20 protein-coding genes and 8 pseudogenes are annotated in these 22,127 nt (G+C 67.7%); 17 read left to right on the top strand and 11 right to left on the bottom strand.

Annotated elements, in window-relative coordinates:
• Positions 1-61: 61 nt before the first annotated feature.
• Positions 62-805, bottom strand: coding sequence for a 2OG-Fe(II) oxygenase (locus ASD48_RS17335; protein WP_242432629.1), 744 nt, complete (start codon positions 803-805; stop codon positions 62-64).
• Between the two features lie 2 nt (positions 806-807).
• Entirely contained in the window at positions 808-1,005 is a 198-nt protein-coding gene (locus ASD48_RS17340) for a hypothetical protein (RefSeq protein WP_057602561.1), read from the bottom strand.
• Positions 1,006-1,636: 631 nt separating this feature from the next.
• Between ASD48_RS17340 and ASD48_RS44240 the strand changes: the two genes are divergently transcribed.
• Positions 1,637-1,813 (top strand): hypothetical protein, encoded by a 177-nt coding sequence (locus tag ASD48_RS44240; RefSeq protein ID WP_157880641.1) that lies wholly within the window; start codon positions 1,637-1,639, stop codon positions 1,811-1,813.
• Between the two features lie 298 nt (positions 1,814-2,111).
• Here ASD48_RS44240 and ASD48_RS41310 read toward each other — a convergent pair.
• Positions 2,112-2,787 (bottom strand): annotated as a pseudogene (locus tag ASD48_RS41310) (hypothetical protein); the annotation flags it as partial.
• A gap of 5 nt (positions 2,788-2,792) precedes the next feature.
• Between ASD48_RS41310 and ASD48_RS45220 the strand changes: the two are divergent.
• The 3 genes and pseudogenes from ASD48_RS45220 to ASD48_RS17355 all read left to right on the top strand — a co-directional run.
• A pseudogene (locus ASD48_RS45220) lies at positions 2,793-2,959 on the top strand (IS5/IS1182 family transposase); the annotation flags it as partial.
• 95 nt (positions 2,960-3,054) lie between these two features.
• Positions 3,055-3,576, top strand: a complete 522-nt coding sequence (locus ASD48_RS17350) for a hypothetical protein (RefSeq protein WP_057602562.1) — start codon at positions 3,055-3,057, stop codon at positions 3,574-3,576.
• A 393-nt stretch (positions 3,577-3,969) separates the two neighbouring features.
• Positions 3,970-4,707: pseudogene (locus tag ASD48_RS17355) on the top strand (endonuclease/exonuclease/phosphatase family protein); the annotation flags it as partial.
• Positions 4,708-4,789: 82 nt separating this feature from the next.
• On the opposite strand, the gene ASD48_RS17360 reads toward ASD48_RS17355, so the two are convergent.
• Both ASD48_RS17360 and ASD48_RS41965 read right to left on the bottom strand, forming a co-directional pair.
• Positions 4,790-5,146 (bottom strand): hypothetical protein, encoded by a 357-nt coding sequence (locus tag ASD48_RS17360; RefSeq protein ID WP_057602563.1) that lies wholly within the window; start codon positions 5,144-5,146, stop codon positions 4,790-4,792.
• A gap of 266 nt (positions 5,147-5,412) precedes the next feature.
• Positions 5,413-6,616, bottom strand: a pseudogene (locus ASD48_RS41965) (IS110 family transposase).
• Positions 6,617-6,824: 208 nt separating this feature from the next.
• On the opposite strand from ASD48_RS41965, the pseudogene ASD48_RS43350 reads away from it, so the two are divergent.
• Positions 6,825-6,929: pseudogene (locus ASD48_RS43350) on the top strand (IS5/IS1182 family transposase); the annotation flags it as partial.
• A 10-nt stretch (positions 6,930-6,939) separates the two neighbouring features.
• Here the strand turns inward: ASD48_RS43350 and ASD48_RS17370 are convergent.
• Complete coding sequence (locus tag ASD48_RS17370; RefSeq protein WP_199875845.1) at positions 6,940-7,428, bottom strand: hypothetical protein; 489 nt, start codon at positions 7,426-7,428, stop codon at positions 6,940-6,942.
• A 106-nt stretch (positions 7,429-7,534) separates the two neighbouring features.
• On the opposite strand from ASD48_RS17370, the gene ASD48_RS17375 reads away from it, so the two are divergent.
• The gene (locus ASD48_RS17375; RefSeq protein ID WP_057602565.1) at positions 7,535-7,942 is read left to right on the top strand and encodes a hypothetical protein; all 408 of its coding nucleotides are present in this window, start codon (positions 7,535-7,537) and stop codon (positions 7,940-7,942) included.
• Positions 7,943-8,040: 98 nt separating this feature from the next.
• A pseudogene (locus tag ASD48_RS45225) lies at positions 8,041-8,127 on the top strand (IS5/IS1182 family transposase); the annotation flags it as partial.
• A 55-nt stretch (positions 8,128-8,182) separates the two neighbouring features.
• Here the strand turns inward: ASD48_RS45225 and ASD48_RS17380 are convergent.
• Complete coding sequence (locus tag ASD48_RS17380; RefSeq protein ID WP_057602566.1) at positions 8,183-8,578, bottom strand: hypothetical protein; 396 nt, start codon at positions 8,576-8,578, stop codon at positions 8,183-8,185.
• Between the two features lie 286 nt (positions 8,579-8,864).
• Between ASD48_RS17380 and ASD48_RS17385 the strand changes: the two genes are divergently transcribed.
• On the top strand, positions 8,865-9,281 hold the full coding sequence (locus ASD48_RS17385; protein WP_057602567.1) for a hypothetical protein: 417 nt from the start codon (positions 8,865-8,867) through the stop codon (positions 9,279-9,281).
• 26 nt (positions 9,282-9,307) lie between these two features.
• Here the strand turns inward: ASD48_RS17385 and ASD48_RS17390 are convergent, their stop codons facing one another.
• A complete protein-coding gene (locus ASD48_RS17390; protein ID WP_057602568.1) occupies positions 9,308-9,892 on the bottom strand; it encodes a DinB family protein in 585 nt (194 codons plus the stop codon).
• 518 nt (positions 9,893-10,410) lie between these two features.
• Here ASD48_RS17390 and ASD48_RS17395 point away from each other — a divergent pair.
• The 6 genes and pseudogenes from ASD48_RS17395 to ASD48_RS17410 all read left to right on the top strand — a co-directional run bounded on the left by ASD48_RS17395 (position 10,411) and on the right by ASD48_RS17410 (position 17,475).
• Complete coding sequence (locus ASD48_RS17395) at positions 10,411-12,852, top strand: hypothetical protein (protein ID WP_157880642.1); 2,442 nt, start codon at positions 10,411-10,413, stop codon at positions 12,850-12,852.
• Positions 12,853-13,396: 544 nt separating this feature from the next.
• A partial coding sequence (dnaK, locus tag ASD48_RS17400) for a molecular chaperone DnaK (protein WP_282438195.1) occupies positions 13,397-14,623 on the top strand: 1,227 nt, incomplete at its 3' end.
• A 1-nt stretch (position 14,624) separates the two neighbouring features.
• Positions 14,625-14,915 (top strand): annotated as a pseudogene (locus tag ASD48_RS45230) (Hsp70 family protein); the annotation flags it as partial.
• A 1-nt stretch (position 14,916) separates the two neighbouring features.
• A pseudogene (locus ASD48_RS41980) lies at positions 14,917-15,495 on the top strand (Hsp70 family protein); the annotation flags it as partial.
• A 226-nt stretch (positions 15,496-15,721) separates the two neighbouring features.
• Positions 15,722-16,510, top strand: coding sequence for an MEDS domain-containing protein (locus ASD48_RS17405; protein WP_242432630.1), 789 nt, complete (start codon positions 15,722-15,724; stop codon positions 16,508-16,510).
• Positions 16,507-17,475 carry a sensor histidine kinase gene (locus ASD48_RS17410; RefSeq protein WP_057602571.1) on the top strand — a complete coding sequence of 323 codons (969 nt, stop codon included), beginning with the start codon at positions 16,507-16,509 and terminating at the stop codon, positions 17,473-17,475. Before ASD48_RS17405 ends, ASD48_RS17410 begins: the two co-directional genes overlap by 4 nt.
• Positions 17,476-17,489: 14 nt before the next feature.
• Here the strand turns inward: ASD48_RS17410 and ASD48_RS17415 are convergent, their stop codons facing one another.
• Positions 17,490-17,948: a MarR family transcriptional regulator gene (locus tag ASD48_RS17415; RefSeq protein ID WP_057602572.1), complete on the bottom strand. Its 459-nt coding sequence runs from the start codon at positions 17,946-17,948 to the stop codon at positions 17,490-17,492.
• A 63-nt stretch (positions 17,949-18,011) separates the two neighbouring features.
• On the opposite strand from ASD48_RS17415, the gene ASD48_RS17420 reads away from it, so the two are divergent.
• Positions 18,012-18,380, top strand: coding sequence for a VOC family protein (locus ASD48_RS17420; protein WP_057602573.1), 369 nt, complete (start codon positions 18,012-18,014; stop codon positions 18,378-18,380).
• 86 nt (positions 18,381-18,466) lie between these two features.
• Positions 18,467-19,117, top strand: a complete 651-nt coding sequence (locus tag ASD48_RS17425) for a hypothetical protein (protein ID WP_157880643.1) — start codon at positions 18,467-18,469, stop codon at positions 19,115-19,117.
• Positions 19,118-19,253: 136 nt separating this feature from the next.
• On the opposite strand, the gene ASD48_RS17430 is transcribed toward ASD48_RS17425, so the two are convergent.
• Positions 19,254-19,742, bottom strand: a complete 489-nt coding sequence (locus tag ASD48_RS17430) for an ATP-binding protein (protein ID WP_057602575.1) — start codon at positions 19,740-19,742, stop codon at positions 19,254-19,256.
• 159 nt (positions 19,743-19,901) lie between these two features.
• Between ASD48_RS17430 and ASD48_RS17435 the strand changes: the two genes are divergently transcribed.
• On the top strand, positions 19,902-20,270 hold the full coding sequence (locus tag ASD48_RS17435; RefSeq protein WP_057602576.1) for an STAS domain-containing protein: 369 nt from the start codon (positions 19,902-19,904) through the stop codon (positions 20,268-20,270).
• A gap of 110 nt (positions 20,271-20,380) precedes the next feature.
• On the opposite strand, the gene ASD48_RS17440 is transcribed toward ASD48_RS17435, so the two are convergent.
• A complete protein-coding gene (locus tag ASD48_RS17440; protein ID WP_057602577.1) occupies positions 20,381-21,868 on the bottom strand; it encodes a dienelactone hydrolase family protein in 1,488 nt (495 codons plus the stop codon).
• Between the last annotated feature and the right edge of the window lie 259 nt (positions 21,869-22,127).

Genomic DNA, 22,127 nt, shown 5'->3' on the forward strand with positions numbered 1-22,127 from the left:
ACGGCGTGCCGGACGTCGGTCTCCGGGGTGAGGGACAACGCGACGGTGGCCTTGCCGCTGCTCAAGGCACATCTACGGGCTCGTAGAGCACGTCAGTTCTGAGTATTGTTTTCGTACCCTCAAGAAGCGGGGCCGAGTCGTGAAGCGTCCGATGCCAGAAGAGGAGCGCATCGCCCGGTTCGGGGTGGTGGGCACTCAATATTTCCTCAGGCTTCGCGAGCCGCGGCCAGTCAGAGAAGTCACGTTGCGCAAAGGGAAGATCGTTCTGTTTATCGGCGATGAACCGCGTTTCTCCGCCCACGGCCTCATAAGACAGGTAGACGACGACCGTCAGGAGCGTGCGCCTTCCGTCGGGGGCGAAATAGGGCGAATCGTAGTGCGGGACAATGAATCCGCCGCGTTCGTACGTGATGAAGCGCATACGCGGATTGACGGCCGCCGGCCTCCAGGGCCTTCCGTCCGAATCCGTCGGATCGTCCGATCCCACTTCAAGCGATAGAAGCGTCCGCAGCCTGCGGTAAAATTCTGCCGCCAGGGATGTGGATTCGGCCGTGGCGCGGAGATGAGCGACCGGATCTCCCTCTGCATAGTTGGCGGCAATGCCGTCTCGGCCCACCGGGGCAAAGCACTGGGCGGCCAGTTCGGCCGCGAATGTCTCCACTTCGGCCGGAGTGAGGAAATGGCGAATCACCTTGGCGTTGGCCTTTGGGATCTCCGATTCGATCGGGGTCCATGAGTCATCGGCAGATATTCGGCTCAACGCTTCTTCGGAGAGCTCAAAGGGATTTACCGGCATTTCGAACATGATCACTTCTCCGTGCTGAGGCCGTCGTCGATCCCAACGTGACCGTGGACCCCACAGCCCGGAACGGCCGCGGGCAGCGCATTGAGGTGGACGGCGGGACCGCGGGCCACGTACTCGTGCGCTTCGAGTCCGTGGAGCGACTCGAAGCCCCTGGAGTCAATGCCTGCAGGGAGCGGGGACCACTGGGCGATTATCGTCACGATGACGATATTAGGTCGGGGTGAGCCCGCAAAGCAAGCAGGACGTACCCAACGCGGCGGAGAGGGCCGGGAGACGGGGCGGGGACCGGCTCAGGGGACTACCGAGGCGAGGTAGTCCCACGCGGCGCTGGGCTGCTCCGTACCGCAGCGGCTGACGCCATCGAGGGCGTCGACCTTGCCGGGCACCGACCGGGTGCGAGTTCCCTCCGCGGGCGCCCATCGCGCGCTAGGGTCGTAATGCCCGCAGGGCCACGGGAGTTGAAAGAGGCGTCATGCTGGACGAGTTGGCATCGGCGGCAGCGGCGGCGGGCGGATCTGCAGTGGTCCAGGCAGCGGGGACTGACCTGTGGAACGGTTTTCGGGGCCGGGTCGCCGAGTGGTTCGGGCGTGGGGACGCGGTGCGGGAGAGCCGTGAGCTGGAGCGGCTGGACCGCAGCGCGTCCGAACTGTCGAGGCCCCGAACGCCTCGCCGCCAAGCTCCGCGCCTACGCACGGCTCCACTAGTACAGCCCCGTGCCGGTCGGCCGGCGCCGCGCCGTGGAGGCGACCCCAGAGGAATGGCGACGGCACTACCCGCTCTTCCCACGGCTGCTGTTCATCCTGGACGGCACCCCCCGGCATCGACAACCGTGTGCGTGCACTGCACGCGGCCGACGTCGACCTCGCGGTCTCCCTGTTCCTGCGGGAGGTGACGGTGTTGGCCGCACCGATGACCGACCTCCTCCAGCACGGACCCGGCGCAGCCGTGTGGCGCCCGGTACGGGACCCCGACCGCCGGGTTGGCTGGATGGAACAGCTAGTGCCGTAGACGGAGCGAAGCAGACGATTGCGCAGCGCTTGGTGGTCTGCGCAATGCCCCCGACCACCGCAGGTCACCGCGTTGCGCAGCCATTGCGCAGACGCCCGAACACACATGCCCCGCCACCGCCTCGCCGACTGAGCAGGAGAGCCGACTGAGCACGGTCGGCGCACCACGCCGGTCCTGCGCAATCGGCGACAGAACCGATTACGCAACCGCCCAGCCGGTAGAGGAGGAGCACGTACGGAGGGTGAAGCCAAGTCCGTTGGTTGGGGTGCTCTGCCAGTGCTTGGCCGCGGATGCTGGGTCAGCGTTTGACGCGATTGCGGACGGCGAGGACGGCCAGGCCCAGGAGGACAGGTTCGGTCAGGCGGGACGCCATTTCGATGTAGGTGCCAGTGGTGGTCAGGTCCTGGCCGGAGGAGCGGAACACCACGGAGTTGAGAGTGACGTTCAAGGCTTTCTCGAAACGCTCGCCGCTGAACCGATTGCCCGTGGGGTTCTGAGGGTCGGCCTTGTCGATCTCGAAGGTTGACCTTGCCTCCGCCAGGCGGAACGACGCCGGTCGCTTCCTGCTTCGGGGCGCCGTTGGGGAGTCCGAGGCCCATCAGCAGCACGATGGTGACGAGCATGGCGGCGCCGAGCCAGCCCAACGCCCGGGAGGCGCGCAGGCCGTAGCCGGAGAGCATCCAGTAGCCGTGCAGCAGCCCGCGTTCGGCCAGGGTGGTGTCGGCGCTTTCGTGGCGGCGCACCTCCATCTCGCCGTAGTAGAAGTCCGCCGCCCCCGGTTCGTTCTTACCGTCCTCGAACGCCTTACGCAGCGCCCGGTACACCGGTGCCAGCTGCGCCGGCCCGACCTGCCCGGCGCCGAACACCGCCACGTTCCAGCCCCGCACGGCTGTCGGCTGCCTCGCACGCCAGTGATGCTCTTCGGCAAGGATGCAACGGTGGGTGAACCAAGTGGGGAGTCTGCGCCGCCAATGCGTGCCAACGCCCGCACCGGCCCCTGCTGCCGGGCGAGGAAGCCGACAATGCCGCCCACCGCAAGGTGCGTGCACGGGTGGAGCATGTGATCGGCCGGATGAAGAAGGCGACGGCCTTCATCACGCGGTCCAGGCCGTCGCCCACATGCACAACCTCGCGCTCGCATCATGACCAGAAGTCCGCGATCACGGGCCCTGACCTGCCCGAACACGGCCTTGTGCAACACCCTTTAGGGCGTGTGTCGGAAGTGCTCTAGGTTGGCTGACGTGAGTGCGCGGGGGCGGGGCTACAGATATGTCGGACCGATCGAGCTGAAGACTGCGGTCCGGCCTGGCGACGGCGGGTGCCGGATCACCTCGGCTGCTGACTTCGGTAGCTGGATTGCCGTGCGATCGGCGGCGGAGCTGGCCGAGCCGTTCACCTTCGTGGTCGATATGGACGGCGCGCTTCGAATGGCGCCGCGACGAAGCGAGCACGTGGCCTGCGCCAGCGGAGACATGGTTCTGAGTGCTGGCGAGATCAGCTTCATGCGCCAGGCAGACCGATGGGCCGTGAGCGAGGTCAGCAACCAGTCCACCGGGTACTGCCCGGACATCAGTTCCTGGTCGGAGGTGGCCCGTGCCCTGGACGACTTGGAGCTCGGGCGACCCTCCGGCTTCACCCACGAGGTCGTCTTCCGTCGCTGCCCCGACTGCCAGGAACACAACATCGTGCGCGAAGACGACTTCGTCTGCGTCTTCTGCGGCAGCGATCTGCCCGCAGCGTGGAACGTGGACCCCACCGCGTGACAGCCCGAGAGTCACAGCCACTCGTTGATGGCAGCGACGAGGACGGTCGCCTCGTAACGGACCGCCACTTCGGCGAAATCCCCCATTACCCGCCTCTGCTCTCGCGGCCGCGCGAAAGACGACGACGCAGTCGGTGAAGAACTGGGAGAACGGCCGCAGCGAACCGCGTCCGCCGCGACTCCAGGCCTACCCGGCTGTTGAGGGATGGGCGGCGAAGCATCCTCCCGTCACCCTGAAGAAGGTGACGGGCCAGAACTACCGCCCGCGGTGCCGGACGATGGCGGCGAGCGCAGGCAGCTGAGCCCGGATCTGTTCCTGCCGTCCCGCCGCGCGGCGGCCGAGGGAGTTCGGGGAGGCTGTGCGCGCTCTGGGTCCGCTTCGCGTGCACGCCCGCTGATGGCGCTGTTGCTGCCGGTGGCGGCCTGGACGCACCTCTTCGGCGGGCTGCTCCTGCCCGGGCCGGAGCCTGGCCCGCACGACCTGGTCGTCGTGCAGCACAACGTCAGCGACGAGAACACCGACCCGGCGGGCACGGCCCGCGCCCTGGCTGACGCCGAGCCCGACCTCATCGCGTTGGAGGAACTCGTGCCCCCGGCGCTGGCGGTGTACGAGAAGACCTTCGCTCCAAACTACCCGTACCACGCCGTCCGGGGCACCGTCGGACTCTGGTCGAAGCACCCGCTGACCGGTACCCGGGTGATGGACATCAAACCGCAAGGAATCGCAGCGACCTGGAGTCGCGGGCTGCGGACTGTGGTCCACACGCCGCACGGCGATATCGCGGCGTACGTCGCGCACCTGCCCTCGGTCCGCATCCGGGCGAGCGGCCTTGCCTCCTCCCGGCGCGACGAGAGCGCCCGCCTGCTGGGCAAGGCCATCGCCGCCGAGAAGCTGCAAACGGCCCTCCTGCTCGGCGATCTCAACGGCACCGTCAACGACCGTGGGCTGGCCCCGCTGACCTCACGGATGAACACAGCGGAGCAGGGCTTCGCGTTCAGCTTCCCCGCCGCCTTCCCCATGGCCCGCATCGACCAGGTCATGGCCCGCTCAGCGACCGTCGACCACATCCGCACCCTGCCCGCTACCCGCAGCGACCACCTGCCGGTCATGGCTCGGATCACCCTGGGCTGAACCAGTGAGCCATTTCAGCGTGACCACCGATCAGGTGACGGCTTCGGCGCCCTTGGCGATAAGCACTCGTCCGAGGAGACAGTCAGTTGAAAGCATCAGTCATGCAGTCCACCCAACAGTCGGCGGCATCAAAGCGCTGGCGGAGGGCAGCAGCTGCCTCTTCGTGCTCCACGAAGTGCCCGTAGTGCTGGCACGCCAACGTGGTCACGTCCCCGACCGTGACGATGGCCGGTTCGCCGCGTGCCGCCCGGCGGCGTGCATCGGTGATCGCCATGTCCGCAGAACGCAGCAGGCTTCTGGAACGGTCCTGGATCACGGCCGCCTGGGCCCGTTTCACCGAGAGGGGGCGCAGGACACGTCCCCTCCAGACGTAGCCGGCGGCGACAAGGATGAGACCGAGCGCTACGAACAGGAGTCCGCCGAGGGCGTGAGGTCGCATCTATCCAGTCTTCACCACTCGCGTGGTGATCGTCATGCCCGCGCCGACATGACGCTGCCGATTTTCGGAGCGCCTTGGTGTCAGTGATCCTTTCAGCACGGTCACCGATCGGGAGGCACCGCCGGGATGCACCACGCACGAGGCTCCCGTGCCGTTGGGGGAGGTGTTCGAAGTCTCAACCCACAGGCACAGGAGCCTTGTTGGTTCCCTGTTCTGCCGCACTCGACCTGCCCCACGCCCTGGTCGAGTGAGTCTCGATGATGCAGTCAAGCCGATTGGGTGGCTGGTGGGGTGAGCGTGAAGTGCCGCTTGTCACGGAGCATGGCCCATTAGACGTCGACTCGACGGCGTGCGAGGGCGAGCAGGGCCTGGGTGTGGATCAGTCCTTCGGCGCGTTTCTTGAGGTAGTAGTCCCGAGAGGGGCCTGGGCGCATCATGGCGGTTTGGGCGGCCATGTAGAAGACGTGTCGCAGGCGGCGGTGGTAGCGCTTGGGGGCGGTGGTGGTTGCCGGTCCGGCGGCCGGAGTCGCGTGACACGGGGGCCAGTCCCGCGTGGGCGGCCAGGCGGCCGGCGTCTGCGTAGCTGGACAGGTCTCCGACGATGGCGAGGAACTCGGCCCCGAGGATGGGGCCCATGCCAGGGAGAGATTCGATGAATTCGGCGCGCTCGTCAAGGCGGAAGGCTTCGCGGATCTCCCGGTCGGTGTCTTTGATCCATTCGTCGAGCATGAGGAGCTGGTGGGCGAGGTCGCACACGAGTTTGGCGGGTCGCATTTCGCCCGGCAGAGCGGTCACCTGGGTTCGGGCTGCTTCGAGCCCGCGGGCGGCGACGTCGGCTGCACTGCGGACCGCACGTCGTGCCAGCCAGTCCGCGAGCTGTTTGGCACCGGCTCGCTGAAGGGCCGCCGGGGTCTGGTACTCGGTCAGCATGACGACCGGCCCCTTGGCCGCTGAGTAGTCGAAGGCCCGCTCCAGAGCGGGGCAGATGCCTACCAGGGCATCGCGTAGGCGGTTGATCAGTCGCACCCGGTCGGCGATCAGATCGGCTCGATGCGCGGTGAGTAACTGGAGATCAGCCACGGTCTCGTTCGGCAGGCTCAGGGGTGTGAAGTCCCGGCGCATGCGCGCGGTGTCGGCGATGACCAGGGCGTCCTTGGCTTCGGTCTTCCCTTCGCCGCGGTAGGCGCCGGATATTCGGTTGACCGTGCGTCCAGGCACGTACACCACGCTTTGGCCGTTGGCGATCAACAATGCAAGCAGCAAGGTTGAGGCCCGGCCGCAGATGTCGACCGCCCATCGCACCTCGTTGGTCATCTCGCACGCTGTGACGATCAGGTCCAGGATCTCGTCTTCGCCGTTGACAACCTTCCTCGAAAGCACCTTCTCTCCCGTGGCGTTGACTCCGACAGCCCAGTGATGGGCCTTGCCGGCGTCGATGCCGACCCATACTTGCTCATGACGTTCCGTCACCGTCGTTGCGCCGTTCCCAAGGAAGCAGCACTTTCAGGGTCCGGGGACACTCCGCCGCCAAGCCCTTAAACAGCGATATCCGCAGTTCTCAATCAGCAGCCGGAGCGTCCCGGAGGACCGGGCAGCCACTCACGCGGAGCCATCAACGGCAGGTCACCATCAGCTACACCCAGTCCTCCCGGACCACCACCATTCTTAAGGGGTCACGATGCTCATCGTCACCCGTGAGGGTGACCGCCGCTGCAAGCTCCCACCGCGCCAGCGGGCGCTGGTCGCCTTGGTGTATCTGCGCAAGCACGACACCCTCGCGCAGAGGCCGGTGCTCATTCGATCCCGAGGGGTTCGATGCCCAGATCCTCACGCATGCGGCGGCGCATCTCGGCCATGGCCGTGCGGCGCTGTCGGATGAAGGCCGTGTCCTCGGCGGAGCCGACGGCCACCCCGCGGGCGTAGGCGTCGCGCATCCGCCGCAGGCTGTGAAACGCCTCGTTGCCGGCCGCAACGACGAGCGGCGGACCCACGAGCCAGAGCCGTTCGCTCGCCGTGTGCAATCCGGTCCCGCGGAAGGCTTCCCGCACCGCCGCGTCACGCGACGAGTCGGACATGTGATCGCCCAGAGCGACAGCCCGTATCTCCTCCCCCGCGTCTTTCAGGGCGGAGGCGTACTCGGTGTACGCGGTGCGTCGCACTTCCAGGGCGTGTCGTGCTTCCTCGCGCCGCCACCTGTTGCGATCGGCGATCAGGGTGGCGGCGATACCGATAGCGGCACCTGCCAGCGTGGAGAGCAGAGGCATCCAGTCCATGTGCCGCATGCTGTCTCAACCGCCGCTGCGACACCAGCGGCTCTCAGTTCCCGGCCTGGCCGTCATTGGTCGCCCGCGATCCGACGATGTCAGTGGCGGCTGCGATGCTGGCGGCATGATCCCTTGGAACCTGATGGCCATCGACAAAGCGCTGCGAGCCAGTTGGGCCGCCGACACCTGTTCCCCGGACGACGTCGCTCGCGCCGCGTGGCAGTCCGGCAACCCGGCGTGGGGTCACTGTGACATCACGGCTTTGATCGTCCACGACATCTTCGGCGGCGACCTCACCGTCGGGGAGGTCCACTGCAGCGGGGAGCAGCACGGATTCCACTGGTGGAATCGACTGCCCAGTGGTGTGGAGCTCGATCTGACCCGCGAGCAGTTCCGAGAGGGCCAGACCATCACCGCAGTCCGTGTCGTCAAACGCCCGCCTGGGCGTCTGCCCCGGCGCTGGGAGGAGTACCTCCTCCTGCGTGAGCGCGTCATCAAGCACCTCGGTCATCTGCCAGAGCCTGCCGTCTGACCGGCGGGATCGTCCTTCAGCAGCGGTTTTCCGATCGCCGTGCTCCGCGGCGCAGGGAGACGACTCACCCGGCCGGCCCCAGCAGCCGGCTGGACGTGGTACGGGAGCGGGGCGGCGACGGGCGGCGAATCGGCCGTCCATGGTGCCTGCCGCTCGCCGAGCGGGTGCTGTTGGCCGCTGTCCACTCCTGCACGCTCGTTTGACGGACCGCGCGTGAAACGCGATCGCCGCGACGCGTGGTCAGGCAGAGGTGAACGTTTCCTCGGGGGCGTCGTCGAGGACGAATCCGTTGTCGAGGCGGACGCGGACCGTGACGCGGAACATCCGTCGCTGGTAGGCGACCCACTGCTCTTCCAAGGCCCCGACCTGCTCCTCCAGTTGCCTTCTGCTCTCCGGCGGCATCTGGTGGCCGAAGTCGTCGAGGAGCGACTTGAGGCGCAGATACTCACGGACCTCGTGGCTCTGCTGCCGGTGGTGCTCGTCCACACGCTCGACAGTGCCCTCGATGCCTGCTGCCAGGGCCAAGGAGGCGGCGAAGGCACCCGCCTCCTCCGAGGGCTCCTCGGCCGGGGTCACCGACCCCGCCAACCGGAGATCCGTCGCCAGCCGCACCCGTTGGCCCACGTTCAGCGTCATCGATCCTTCGTCTTCCTCGTCGGTGCGATCCGATAGACGTGGCGTCACCAGGCGTACCGGAGAGGACAGGATTATCCCACCCTGGTCTGCGGTCCCGACACGATCGAAGCCCTCGTCGACCGGCACGCTGCCGACCGACGGAATCGCTAAAACGCATGCTCGCCCAGCTCTGTCACTGCCTGCAGCAACACGACCTGTTCGATGGACAATCGGCGTTTCCTCCCACTGCCGCTGAAGCTCCACCGGCGGCGTAACCAGCCGACAGGGTTTGCATAGGCTTCCGCGCATGGCCAGCCAACCCTTTCCCTACGACCGGTTCCTCGGTGAGTTCCAGGAACTGGCGCATGGTCGCCCCGACGGCCCTGCACTCCGCGACTCGGTCCGCGACCACGCTGCGCCGGACGAGGAGATGCTGGTGCGCTACCTCCGATCAGGAGCGGTCCTTACCGTCACCGGATCATCGGTCCATGACGCCCTGAGCAGCGAGTTCATCGGTGTGTTGGAGCTGCTCACCGACGGCGAGTGGTTCTGGTACTCGGACCTGGCTCACTACGTCGAGCGCTACCACGTCCCGCTGGACGAGAGCTTCGTCGACCACGCACGCGCACACCACTGGACTCCACCCGCGCTTTCCACGGGAGACCTCATCCGGATCGGCGACACGTTGGAGGCACTCGATGCCGAAGACCCTGAAGGTGCATAGGGCCTCGGCTGGCCGCCCCCCAACCTCTAGGCCTTGACCGGTGCGGCCGACCTGGCGGCCTGCTCGATCTTCGCGCAGTAGGCCGCGCGGGCTTCCTCGTCGATCTCCTCCTCGTGTTCGGCGCGTACCCCGGTCCGGCCGTCGAGGCCCTCGCGCAGGATGTCGGCGTGCCCGGCATGGCGGATGGACTCGCCGAGGACATGGACCATGACGGCGAACAGGTTCGTGTTGGGACAAGGCTCCGGCCACCACGGCACGTGGCCGGGGGCGTCGAGGGAAAGCTCGTTGATCGTCGCGTCCGAGTGTTCCCACGTGCGCCGGTAGAACCCGATGATCTGGTCGCGGGTCTCGTCCTCGGTCGCCCACAGGTCGTTGCCGTTGTAGTCCTGCCACCGGGGCAGCGGTTCCGGGGAAGGGCGGTCGAAGACCTCGCCGAAGTACCTGGCCTCGACGGTGGCCACGTGTTTGACCAGGCCGAGGAGGTTGGTCCCGGTCGCTGTCAAAGGCCGGCGGGCGTCGTATTCGGACAAGCCGTCGAGTTTCCAGAGCAGCGCCTGGCGGTCCCGCCGCAGTCTCCCGTGCAGGTTGCCTTTCGCGAATTCATCGATCATGCGGCATGAGCCTGCCATGGGCTGCTCGTGGCCTCAAGATCCTTACGTGGTCCGCAACGACCGGCATGGCCCGAAGCCTTGCCATCGCCGCTGCCCTGACCTGTTACAAGAAGCGGGAGGGCACACGCACCCGCGTGTGCCCTCGGCGAGGAGGAGGATCAGATTGTCGCCCCGCGGCTCCGCTTCAACCAGCGGGCCGTCTCCATCACGGTCACAGCGAGGTTGCACAAACCGCATATCAGCGGCGCAAGTTGCAGGAGGTTCTGCATGGCCGTTCCTATTCTGTCGGCTGTCGGCTGTCGGCTGTCGGCTGTCGGCCCGGATCGGACCGCGTCAGCGAGACTGGATGAAGGCAACGGTGTCCGGCAGCAAGAGCGGACAGGCCCGGACGACTCTCCGGCCTTCTGACGAGCGTTGTGCAGTCGGACGGGGTACGTATCCGGCATTCTCTACTCGCCGTCTGATGTCCGGTGGTCTCCGGCGGAGCGGGGCGGACAGTCCTCAAGGAGGCGTCGATCTTGGCTGAACGAGCAGACGGGGCTGTGCCAGATCCAGCACGCCTGCACACTGTCGTCGAGTGGGCAGCGGCAATGAACCGGCTGCGGTGTGGTCGCTCGTTCGGCGAATTGGACAAGGCTGCGCGTCGCCTTCCTCTCTCGCTCGGTGGTCCGCGGCGGCTTCCTTCCAGCACACTCAGCGACCTGTTGAAAGGCCGGACCTCACGGCAGACCTTGGAGATCTACCTGGCGGTGTGTGGGGTGCCTCGGGTCGAGACGTCCGCGTGGCTGTCCGCGTGGGGCCGAATCCATACGGATGTCCCACCTCGGCGCAACGCGATGCGGGTGCGGGATACTCAACCGCGCCATCTCGGGGTGCACGCTGCGATCGAGGTCGACGGCGCCGCAGGGGCTGTGTGCGAGTACGTTCTGCGCGACGCGGATCTCTCGACGCACGGCGTACGCGCGAAGCTCACCGCGGCGTCGCAGTCAGGCGGATTCATCCTGTTGGTGGGGGCTTCTTCGGTCGGCAAGACCCGTTCGGCCTTCGAGGCCCTCCAGGCTGTGCTGGCGGACTGGTGGCTGGTGCATCCTGTGAGTACGGCGGAAATCGACGCACTGGCCGAAGATCCTCCGCAGCAGACCGTGATCTGGCTCGATGAACTGCAGCGCTATCTTGATGGATTGTCATTGGTGACCGTCCGTTCGCTGCTCCAGAGAGCGTCACACCCCGTCGTGTTGATAGCGACGCTCTGGCCGGACCGCTACAGCGCCTATATGCGATCCCCCGTACACGATCATCCCGACCTGACGAGCGTGCAGCGCGAGATTCTGCAGCTCGCGGAAGTCGTTCATATCAGCGAGACCTTCACCGCCTCGGAAACGGCCAGGGCCGAGCAGTTGGCCCGCAACGACCCCCGCATCCACGCAGCCCTTCTGGCTTCGTCGGAATATGGTCTCCCCCAGACCATTGCGGCCGTTCCGATGCTCGTGCGGCGCTGGGAGAACGCGGATCCCTACGCTCGCGCCCTACTCTGTGCTGCTGTCGACGCCACCCGGCTGGGGTTCCGCAGTGTGCTGACGGCTCCACTCCTGTCTGCTGCGGCACCTGGATACTGCCAGGCCAAAGACAGGGCCGCGGCTCCGCCGAACTGGTTCGAACGTTCCCTGGCCTACGCCACTCAGTTGCTCCACGGAGCGACGGCTGCACTCGTGCCCGTAGCCGTCGACGGCTTGAGCATGGGCCGCGTGGACGGTTACGTCCTGGCCGACTTTCTCCTGCAGCACCTCACCGTGCGGAGACGTACGGTCAGACCGCCCGCCTCGTTGTGGGACGCGGTCTTGGACCATGTCAGGGATCCTGCGGACGTGCGCCGACTTGCGGACAGTGCCGAGAACCGGCTGCTCTACCAGTACGCGGAGCGCTTGCTGAAGCGCGCAGTCGAGGTGAAAGCCCCGGATCCTGCCTCGGGCCGTCACAACGCCGCCTGGCGCCTGGCCGCACTGCACTTCGAACAGGGACGCTTCGAGGAGCTGCGAGAGCGGGCGGAAAACTCGGACCATGATGCTGCCGCCTGGGCGGCAAGGGGTCTGGCTCAGCGCGGAGAGATCTCAGAGGCCGTGGCCGTTCTGCGCAGCCATGCGGACAGCGCCGACGTGCACACACTGTGGCTCACAGCGGAAGATCTCATCTCTCAAGGAGAGCATCAGGACGCGATGTCCGTCCTGCGCGTCTATACCGGGGAGGACGACCTCTACCCGGTATGGCGCCTGGCGGAGCTACTCGCCGACGAGGACGAGGAACTCGAACTGCGAACCCTGGCCGGCACCCATGCTTCAGCCAAATGGCACCTGGCGCGCCTGCTCTCTCGTCGGCAAGACCGCAGCCGGCTAACCGCCCTCGCAGAGCGAGACGACGCCTCCGCACGCTGGTGGCTCACGGAACTGGATTCTGATGGACAGCCCACCCCCACTCTGCGCGCTCTCCTCGGCACAGCCCCGCGACAGGCCATTCGACGCTACGCCCAGCTGCTCGCCGAGACGGGACGTATCGACGAACTGCAGCGACGTGCGGACGCGGGTGAGGCCACGATGAGCGAAGTGCTGTCCGGTGTTCTTGCGCGTCAGGGCGACGTGGAGGCACTGCGCCGTCGGGCCGAGGGCGACCTCGACATGCTGGCCCGTTTGGCCGATCTCTACCGAGACAGAGGCGAGGTGGAGCAGCTACGGGAACTGGCCGACGGGACCGACGGCCTCAAAACATCCATTGCCGGCAGCAGACTCGCCGAACTGCTTGTGGACCTGGGCCTTGAACAGGAGCTGCGCGCCCGGGTCGATGCCGGCGATTTCCACGCAGCCCGCGAACTGGCTCATCTCCTTGAACTGCAAGGCCGGTCCGAGGAAGCCGCCGGACTGCGGCGATACGGCCTGCACGCAGACGGCGCACCCGTATCCGCGCCCTGAACGCTCCCGTCCGGGCCGGGACGCTGCCCGCCCACCACCTGGACTTGACAAGAGGGCACTCAAGTTTTATCCCTGCTTATAGGCAGGTTGGTCCGAAATCGCAGCTCACAGCGGTCGAGGAGGTGGCCTGGATGGAGGTGCCGGACCTGTATGCGGTGCCGGGGACGGAGCCCTCGGCCACCGTCGGGGTGATCGTCTCCGCCTACCGGCGTGAGGTGCGGGAGCTGCGTCCCGACACCCGGGTGGGTGCCGTCACGGCGGAACGGACCGTTCAGCTGCGCTCGGCGGACGAGACGCTGCGCGATCCCGCGCGGCGCGGCCCACGACCAGACGGCGTGCGACTGGAAGCACCTCAGCCCGGTCGAGTCTCCCCTGGTTCCGGCACTTCCGCCGGCTCCGGCACTTCCGCGGCCGCCCCGCAGGTTCGTCGTCGGGCTCGGCACCACGGCCCCCGAACCGCCATTGCGCGCGGTCCGGTCCGAGGAGACCCCCGCAGGTGAACGAGGCCCTGGCAGGCAGGGCAGGGACGAGGAGGGAGATTCAGATGGCGCGTCCGGTCGGTATCGACCTCGGTACGACGAACTCGGTGGTCTCGGTCCTGGAGGGCGGCGAGCCCACCGTCATCACCAACACGGAGGGAGCACGGACCACGCCGTCCGTCGTGGCCTTCGCCAAGAACGCAGAGGTTCTCGTGGGCGAGGTCGCCAAGCGGCAGGCGGTCACCAACGTGGAACGCACCGCGCGCTCGGTCAAGCGGCACGCGGGCGACCGCGCGTGGAGGTTCCCGGATCACGGTGACATCGACGGCAAGCGGTACACCGCCCAGGAGATCTCCGCGCGGGTGCTGCAGAAGCTGAAGCGGGACGCCGAGGCGTACCTCGGGGAGGACGTCACCGACGCCGTCGTCACCGTACCGGCCTACTTCGACGACGCGCAGCGTCAGGCGACGAAGGAGGCCGGTGAGATCGCCGGCCTGAACGTCCTGCGGATCATCAACGAGCCGACGGCTGCGGCACTGGCCTACGGGCTGGACAAGGAGAACGACCAGACAGTCCTCGTCTTCGACCTGGGCGGCGGCACCTTCGACGTGTCGTTGCTGGAGATGGGAGAGGGCGTCATCGAGGTGAAGGCCACCAACGGTGACACGCACCTCGGAGGGGACGACTGGGACCAGCGGATCGTGGACCACCTGGTCACCCAGCTCAAGAACGGCTACGGGGTCGACCTGTCCAAGGACAAGATGGCCGTTCAGCGGCTGCGCGAGGCGGCGGAGAAGGCGAAGATCGAGCTTTCCAGCTCCTCGGAGACCAACATCAACCTGCCCTATATCACCGCCTCCGCCGAGGGCCCGCTGCACCTGGACGAGAAGCTCACGCGCGCCCAGTTCCAGCAGCTGACGGCCGACCTGCTGGAGCGCTGCAAGGGGCCGTTCCACAGCGCGATCAAGGATGCCGGGATCAAGGTGTCCGACATCGACCACGTGATCCTCGTGGGTGGTTCGACGCGGATGCCGGCGGTGACCGACCTGGTCAGGGAGCTGACCGGCAAGGACCCGCACAGGGGCGTGAACCCGGACGAGGTCGTCGCCGTCGGCGCCAGCCTGCAGGCCGGTGTGCTCAAGGGTGAGGTCAAGGACGTCCTGCTCCTCGACGTGACCCCGCTGTCCCTGGGCATCGAGACCAAGGGCGGCATCATGACCAAGCTGATCGAGCGCAACACGACGATCCCGACGAAGCGTTCGGAGATCTTCACGACGGCCGAGGACAACCAGNATCGAGACCAAGGGCGGCATCATGACCAAGCTGATCGAGCGCAACACGACGATCCCGACGAAGCGTTCGGAGATCTTCACGACGGCCGAGGACAACCAGCCGTCGGTGCAGATCCAGGTCTACCAGGGCGAGCGCGAGATCGCGGCCTACAACAAGAAGCTCGGCATGTTCGAGCTGACCGGTCTGCCGCCGGCGCCGCGTGGCGTCCCGCAGATCGAGGTCGCCTTCGACATCGACGCCAACGGCATCATGCACGTCTCGGCGAAGGACCTGGGGGAGCTGTCCCGGCTGNCTCGGCATGTTCGAGCTGACCGGTCTGCCGCCGGCGCCGCGTGGCGTCCCGCAGATCGAGGTCGCCTTCGACATCGACGCCAACGGCATCATGCACGTCTCGGCGAAGGACCTGGGCACCGGCAAGGAGCAGAGGATGACCGTCACCGGCGGCTCGGCGCTCCCGAAGAACGACATCGACCGCATGGTGCGGGAGGCGGAGCAGCACGCGGCGGAGGACCGCACGCGCCGGGAGGCAGCGGAGACCCGCAACCAGGCCGAGCAGCTCGTCTACTCGACGGAAAAGCTCATCAAGGACAACCCCGAGAAGATCCCGGCCGACGCCAAGACCGAGACCGAGACGGCGCTGGCCGACCTCAAGGAGAAGCTCAAGGGCGAGGACACCGCGGCGGTCCGCCAGGCCATGGACCGGGCGGTACAGGCGGCACAGAAGATCGGCACGGCACTGTACGAGCAGTCGCGCACAGAGCAGCCCACGGGCGCGCCGGCCCCGGGCGCGCAGGCCCCGGGCGCCCCGGGATCGGACGACGAGGTGGTGGACGCCGAGATCGTCGACGACGAGAAGGGGGAGACGGGCTGACCATGGACAACGGCCGGCCGCAGAACACGGACCGTACCGAGCCGCAGCTCTGCTGCGGAAGCGTATGGAGGCGGAAGAGGCGGAGCACGTGAGTCGGTGGTGTACGCCGGGATGATCTCCAATCGGCCTCACGACCCATGGTCGGCCCAGTAGGCTCTGTAGCCGAGGATGTCGGACAGTCGATTCGGAAAGTCGATAGGGAGACCAGGTGAGAACGGCTCGGGCGTTGGCCACGTTCGATGACGTCGAGCTGGGTGACCATGTGTGCTGGCACACGGATTCAGCCGCCGCGACCCCTGCGGATGTGCTCGCCTATGTGGCTGACGGCGCTCTGTACGGCGACAAGATCGTCGTTGTCGGTTCCGCCGGCACGGCCTCCGGGCTTCCGCGTGAGGCGGTGCCCTCCGCCTCGGTGATCCTCGATTTTCCGCGTGTCGCGAACCCTGACGCCGTCCTGGCCGCGGTACGCCGGGAAGCGCGTACCGCCGTCCGGGAGGGCTACCGTTCGGTGCGCGTACTGACCGAGCCGGTGCCTGCGGCAGCGCCCAGCGGGGCCGAGGAGCTGGTGGCTCACGAGCTCAGGCTCGACGAGTTCGCCTCGGAGAGCAACGCCATCGTGGTGTGCGCCTTCAAGCCGTCCCAGTGGGACGGGCCTACGCTGGAACACGTGGCATGTGTGCACCCGCACGAGATGGGCATACGCGCTGAACGTCCGGCCTTCCGGATGTTCAGCACGGGTGCCGACAGCTGGAGCGTTGACGGAGTGATCGACTCGGAGTGCGCGGACGCGTTCAACGCGGCGGTACGGGCGGCCCTACGAGGCTCCCCCAGCGTGAAACTGCGTTTCGACACCCTGGACATGATCGACGCCGCCGGAATGCACGCGCTCGTCGACGCCGCCCGTCATCTGCCGGAGCGCCGGATCGTCGTGGAAGGCGCCAACGAGACCGTGCGACTGTGCTGGGAACTCGCCGGCTATGCGAGCGCCGGTATGCCGGTGGTGATGGCCGCATGACCGTGATCCTGCCCTCCGAGCCGTCCGACCAGGCCGAGCCTGCGTTCCGCCATGAGCTCTACCCCTATCGGGGTGAGGAGCAGTTCCTGTCCGGAACCCTGAGTTACATCCACGAGGCCATCGAAGGCGGCGAGTCCGTGGTCGTCGCCGTCCCTCTGGACAAGGTGTCGCTGCTGCGCGGTGAACTCGCCGACGAGCCCGCCGTCACGTTCGTCGACACCACGACTCTGGGACCCAACCCCGGCCGTCTCATCGGCGCCTGGGTGGCCTGGATGCAGGAGCGCGGTCAGGGCGACAGGCCGGTACGGGGCATCGGAGAGACTGCCTGGCGCGAGGCCCGCAGCGCCGCACACCTCTCCGAGCTGCAGTATCACGAGTGGCTCTTGAACCGGGCCTTCGCTCGCAGCTCCGCCTGGTCGATGCTGTGTCCCTATGACGACTCCGACGAGGACCAGGGCGCCCTGCGGTCCTTGTCCCGCTGCCACCCCCTGATCCGCCAGGACGGCCACTACGCGCGCAACGAGGCCTACGTCACCGCGGCGGACTATCCCTTCGAGGCCCTGAACGACCCATGCGGCCCCTATCAAGAGCTGAGCTACACGCACGGTGACCTGAACGCCGTCCGCTCGAAGGTCACCCAGTGCTCGTCGGACGCCGGCGTGCCAGAGGATCAGCAAGGGAAGCTGGCCGTCGCCGTCACGGAAATCGCGACCAACAGCATCCGGCACGGCGGAGGCCGCGGCACCCTGCGCACCTGGACCCAGGACGCGACGTTCGTGTGCGAGTTCCGCGACGCCGGCTACATCTCCGACGTGATGGCCGGCCGGACCCGCCCCACCACCGACCAGGTCGGCGGCCGCGGCCTCTGGCTCGCCCACCAGCTCTGCGACCTGGTCGAAATCCGCTCCACCCGAGAGCAGGGCACCACCATCCGCCTCCACACCGACATCCCCCCACACCGCTGACCGACGAGGCCGAGCTATGCGCCATCACCGCCGTCGCGCAGGGAATGAATCATGCTCTGCAGGATCCGGAACGCGCCTGACTGCTCGGTCTCGGTCATGCCGGACAGCATTCTGACCTCGACGGACCGGACCGCAACGGTCGCCTTCTCCAGGCTCTGTCGGCCGCGAGGCGTGAGCCGCGCGGGAAGAGCCTTCCCGACGGGCGCCTCCGCAGGCCTGGTCACGTAACCGTCTCGCTCCAGGGTCTGGAGCAGCACGTTCATCGACTGCCGCGTCACGAACGCGCCACGCGCGAGCTCGGAGTTCGACAGGCCCGGCCGTTGAGCCAGCAGCTCGAGGCAGGAGTAGTGCGTCACGCTCATCCCGAGTGGCCGCAGCACCTCCTCCATCGCCGCGCGCAGGGCGCTCGAAGCCTCCTTCAGCAGGTAGCCCAGTGATTTGTCCAGGTCGACGCCGACACCCTTTTGACTCATGTCAGGATTCTGACATACGTTGAGCCGTGTCAGGAATCTGACACGAAGAGAAGGAGCATCATCATGCCCGCCACCGGCCCCGACTTCATCTCGCTCCAGGCGCGCGACCTCGACGCTTCGCAGGCGTTCTACGAGCAGTACCTCGGTCTCGTCCGCTCACAGGCCGGACCTCCGCACGCCGTCGTCTTCGAGACGAAGCCGATCGCGTTCGCACTGCGCGACGTCGTTCCCGGCACCGATCTCACATCCGTCGCGCAGCCCGGCATCGGCGCCGCGATCTGGCTCCACGCCACCGACGTCCAGGCCATCCACGATGCTCTCGTCGCCGACGGTCACACCATCGTCTCCGCACCGATCGACGGCCCCTTCGGCCGGACGTTCACCTTCGCCGACCCCGACGGCTACCACGTCACTCTCCACGACCGCACCTGACAGGCCGAAGCCACCGCCGATCAACGGCCCCCCGAAGAAAGCCAGTTGCGCCCGGGCGAGACAGTCCGGTCACAGTCGGGCGGGGGATGCGGGCCGCGCTGCGCTTGCCGATCGGTCGGCGCGGCAGCCTGACCGCGCAACCCGGCGACTCGCGCGGTCACAACACGATCCCGGGTGGTCATGTCTACGCTGACGGCGTGACATTGGTGTGGGTGACGGGCAATTCAGGGACTGGCAAGTCCACGGTCTGCGGGGTGTTGCGAGCGCGTGGCCACGTTGCACTCGACGCCGACGAGGACGGCTTCTGCCACTGGATCGACCGAGCCAGTGGCGAGGTTGTGGTGGATCCCCCGGATCCGGTTCCCGGGGGCTGGCTCAACCGCTACGGATGGGCGATCGTCCGAGAGCGCGTGGAGACCCTCGTCGAGGAGTCCCGCGCCCGCATCACGTTCTTGTGCGGGTCGGCGGAGAACGAGGCGGACGTCCGTGATCTTTTCGACCTCATCGTGTGCCTGGTGATCGACGAGGACACCCTCCGCCACCGGCTCGCGACCCGCACCACGAACACCTTCGGCCGGCATCCCGAAGAGCTCGCAGCAGCCCTGAAGTGGAATCCCCGGATGCGAGCGCTCTACGCAAGCCTTGGCGCGACGATCATCGACGCATCCGAGCCGCTGACCGAGGTGGTGGACAGCGTGATCGACGCCGTTCAGGGGCCGACAGGGGCCACCCGATAACCGTCGAGCACCACCGTGCACCTGGGTGAGCCGGCGCCCGGACCGTCGACCAACACAGTGCAACCCGTGTCGGCCGCGATCGGCCGGTAGGGCTCCGACACGCATCGCACGGTGCCGGAAGGAGACCGGCCGCCCTTCAGGAGACGGGCGGTGACGTCACTGTCGGGGTGTCGAGCAGGGGGATGCGGGCCGTGATGCGTTTGCCGACCGACCTCTGCTCGATGACGAGGGTCTCGGCGACGGCCTTCACGATCTCCAGGCCGTGCTGGCCGATCCGGTCGGGATCGGCGGCCCGGGCCGCGGGCACCGTGGGGGCGCTGTCCCACACGACGACGTCCACGGCGCGGGTGCTGATGCGCAGCTCCACCAGGACCGGGCCGGGGGCGTATTTGCAGGCGTTGGTGACCAGTTCGCTGACCACCAGCTGGGTCAGGTCCCTCGTGCGGGCGGGCACCGACAGGCGATGGTCGGCTTCGGCCTGGTCGAGGAAGGCGAGGGCGTGCCGGCGGGCGTCGGCGATGCAGCCGGCGTCACCACCGAGGGCGTAACCGGCGCGGCTCAGGTGTTCATCCGGCTCGGGACGGCCGTCATCGTCGTCGTGGGGTGCCTCGGGCGTCGCCCTCATTCAGTGTTCACGAGCGCGCCACTACCCCCGATCCCGTCTTCCATGCCAGAGGCATTTTATTGGACATGGTCGTCTGGGGGGCATGGGGTCCTGGTGGTGGGGCAGAATCGTCGGTGCACGCCCTGCACCGGGGCAGGCCCCAACGCAGTCGAGGAGACGGTGAGCGACATCGAGCAAGCGGACCGGCCCGATCGGTTCTCCGTCGCACACCGCACCGTCGACGGCGTGCGCGTGGTCACCGTGCAGGGCGAGATCGACCACGACGTCAAAAGCGTCTTCAGCGACGCCCTGCTCCGAGAGGACGGTGGGGCGCGGCCGTCGCGGATCGTGGTGGACCTCGGCGGCGTGACCTTCATGGACTCCAGTGGCATCAACGTCTTCGTCGCCGCCCACCAGGCCGTCAGCGCCGCCGACGGATGGCTGCGCGTCGCCGCCGCCCAGAACCCCGTCCTGCACGTTCTGCAGCTGGTCGGCATCGACGCTCTCATCACCTGCCACCCCACCCTCGAGCAGGCCCTCAACCCCTGAGCGCCCTACTGGGGTCGGCATTCGAGCCTGCTAGGGATCCCTCCATGACCGCGAAGCCGGTCTCGTCACGGCCCGAGGCGTGGCGTCGGCTGACGCGGCTCGGCCGGCCATCAGCCGTTGTCCGGGTGGTGGACGCTGAGGTCGCCGTAGGCCGACAGAACGTCGGCCAGGTCACCGGGTTCGTGCCGCAGGGTGGTGTCCAGGAAGGCGAGAGTGGTCGCGGCGACGACGTGCGGGCCCTCTGTGCGGCCCAGGGAGCCGACTATCGAGGGCACGGGCGGCAGGTACAGGGGGCCGTCCATGAACGTGAGGTGTGCGGCGCCGGGGATGGTGAGCCGGTAGCTCGTCGCGGTGCTGAGCTCGAGAGCCTTGGTGAGGCGCGGTAGGTAGTGCGGGTCGGTTCCCGAGGTGATGGCCTGGGTGAGCGCGAGCGTCGGCTGGTGGAGGGAGGCAGAGGTGGGGCCGTGAGGGTAGCCGTCCATATCCATGACGGCATCGAACCGGTGGTCCTGCCGGGCTGCCTGCAGGGCGGCAGCACCACCCATGGAGTGGCCGGTGACCGCGACTCTGCCGGTGTCCAGGCGTCCGGTCAGCGGGCCGGCGATCTCACCCCGGCCCAGACGGTCCAGCTGGGTGAGGACGAAGCTGAGGTCGGCGGCCCGAACAGCCGTCCAGCCGGCCGCGAGCTTGTCGTCCTCGTCCCGGTCGCCGGTGGAGGCGGTCCTGGTGTGAAGGGTTCGACCGTCGGTGAGGACGACGGCCGCGGAGTCGTACGGGTGGTCGAGGGCGGCGACGAGATAGCCGTGGCTGGCCAGTTCCTCCGCCCAGGCGGTGTTCTGGGTGCGCACTCCGCCCGATCCGGGAGAGAACAGCACGACCGGGAACCGTCCGCCCCCGTCGGCCACCGGGGCGTTGAAAACGGAATGGGTGCGGGCACGTGGGACGCCGTCGACCAGGAAGCCAGGCAGGCCGACCCCGTGGGCGAGGGCGCCGGAGACGGTGCGCGCCTCGTGCTCCGTCCGTCCGAGGTACTGGGCCCGCTGCGTGCCTGCGGGGCTCTTCCGCGCGGGATACCAGAGCTGGACCACGACCGTGCGCCGGTCGTCCGGATCGGCCGTGAAGGTCTCGGGGCGGCGTGGGTCGGTCCACTGCACCACACGCGTGCCGACCGCGAAACGGCCCGACGGCTCGGGGAACACGGGTACGGGAAAGGCCCAGGCGGCCACCGGGCCCGTGGCGATCAGGCCGACGCAGGCCACCGACCCCGGCAACGCCAGCCACCATCGGGCCCGCCACGCCGGCCGTCCGGTACGGCGTCTCAGCAGGGGGAAGAGAGCGAACGGCGACGCGACGGCGGCTCCTGCCAGTACCGGCAGCATCTGCCAGCGGATCCCGACGAAACTCAGCACGATCGCGGACAGCACGGACACCGCCCCCGCCGCGATCGTGACGCCTGGACGGGCAGCGGGAGGAAGCCAGCGTGCCACCACCAACGCGACGGCACCTGGCACGGCAAGAAGCTCCGGAGGGGACATGTACAGCCCCGCGATGATCTCGGTCACCCGGCCATCCTCAGGGCGGGACACGCGACGCCACATCGGTCCCGGGTGGCCATCGCATGCAACCGGAGTCGCAGTTCGAGGCATGTCCCCTCTGCGACCGGAGTCGCATCCAGGCGCCTCGGCTGTGCGACCGGAGTCGCAATCGAGCACGCCTGGTGAACGGCCGCATTGCGACCGCGGAAGGTAATGGGACTCCTCCTGCGGTCGTACATCGGCGTCGTGCCGTCAGACGGTGGACTCATGTGCTGGGTGATCCCGCGGCATACCGTGACAGGGCCGACGTTCACGCCGGGGA

The organism is Streptomyces sp. Root1310, from assembly GCF_001426425.1.
Lineage (GTDB): Bacteria > Actinomycetota > Actinomycetes > Streptomycetales > Streptomycetaceae > Streptomyces.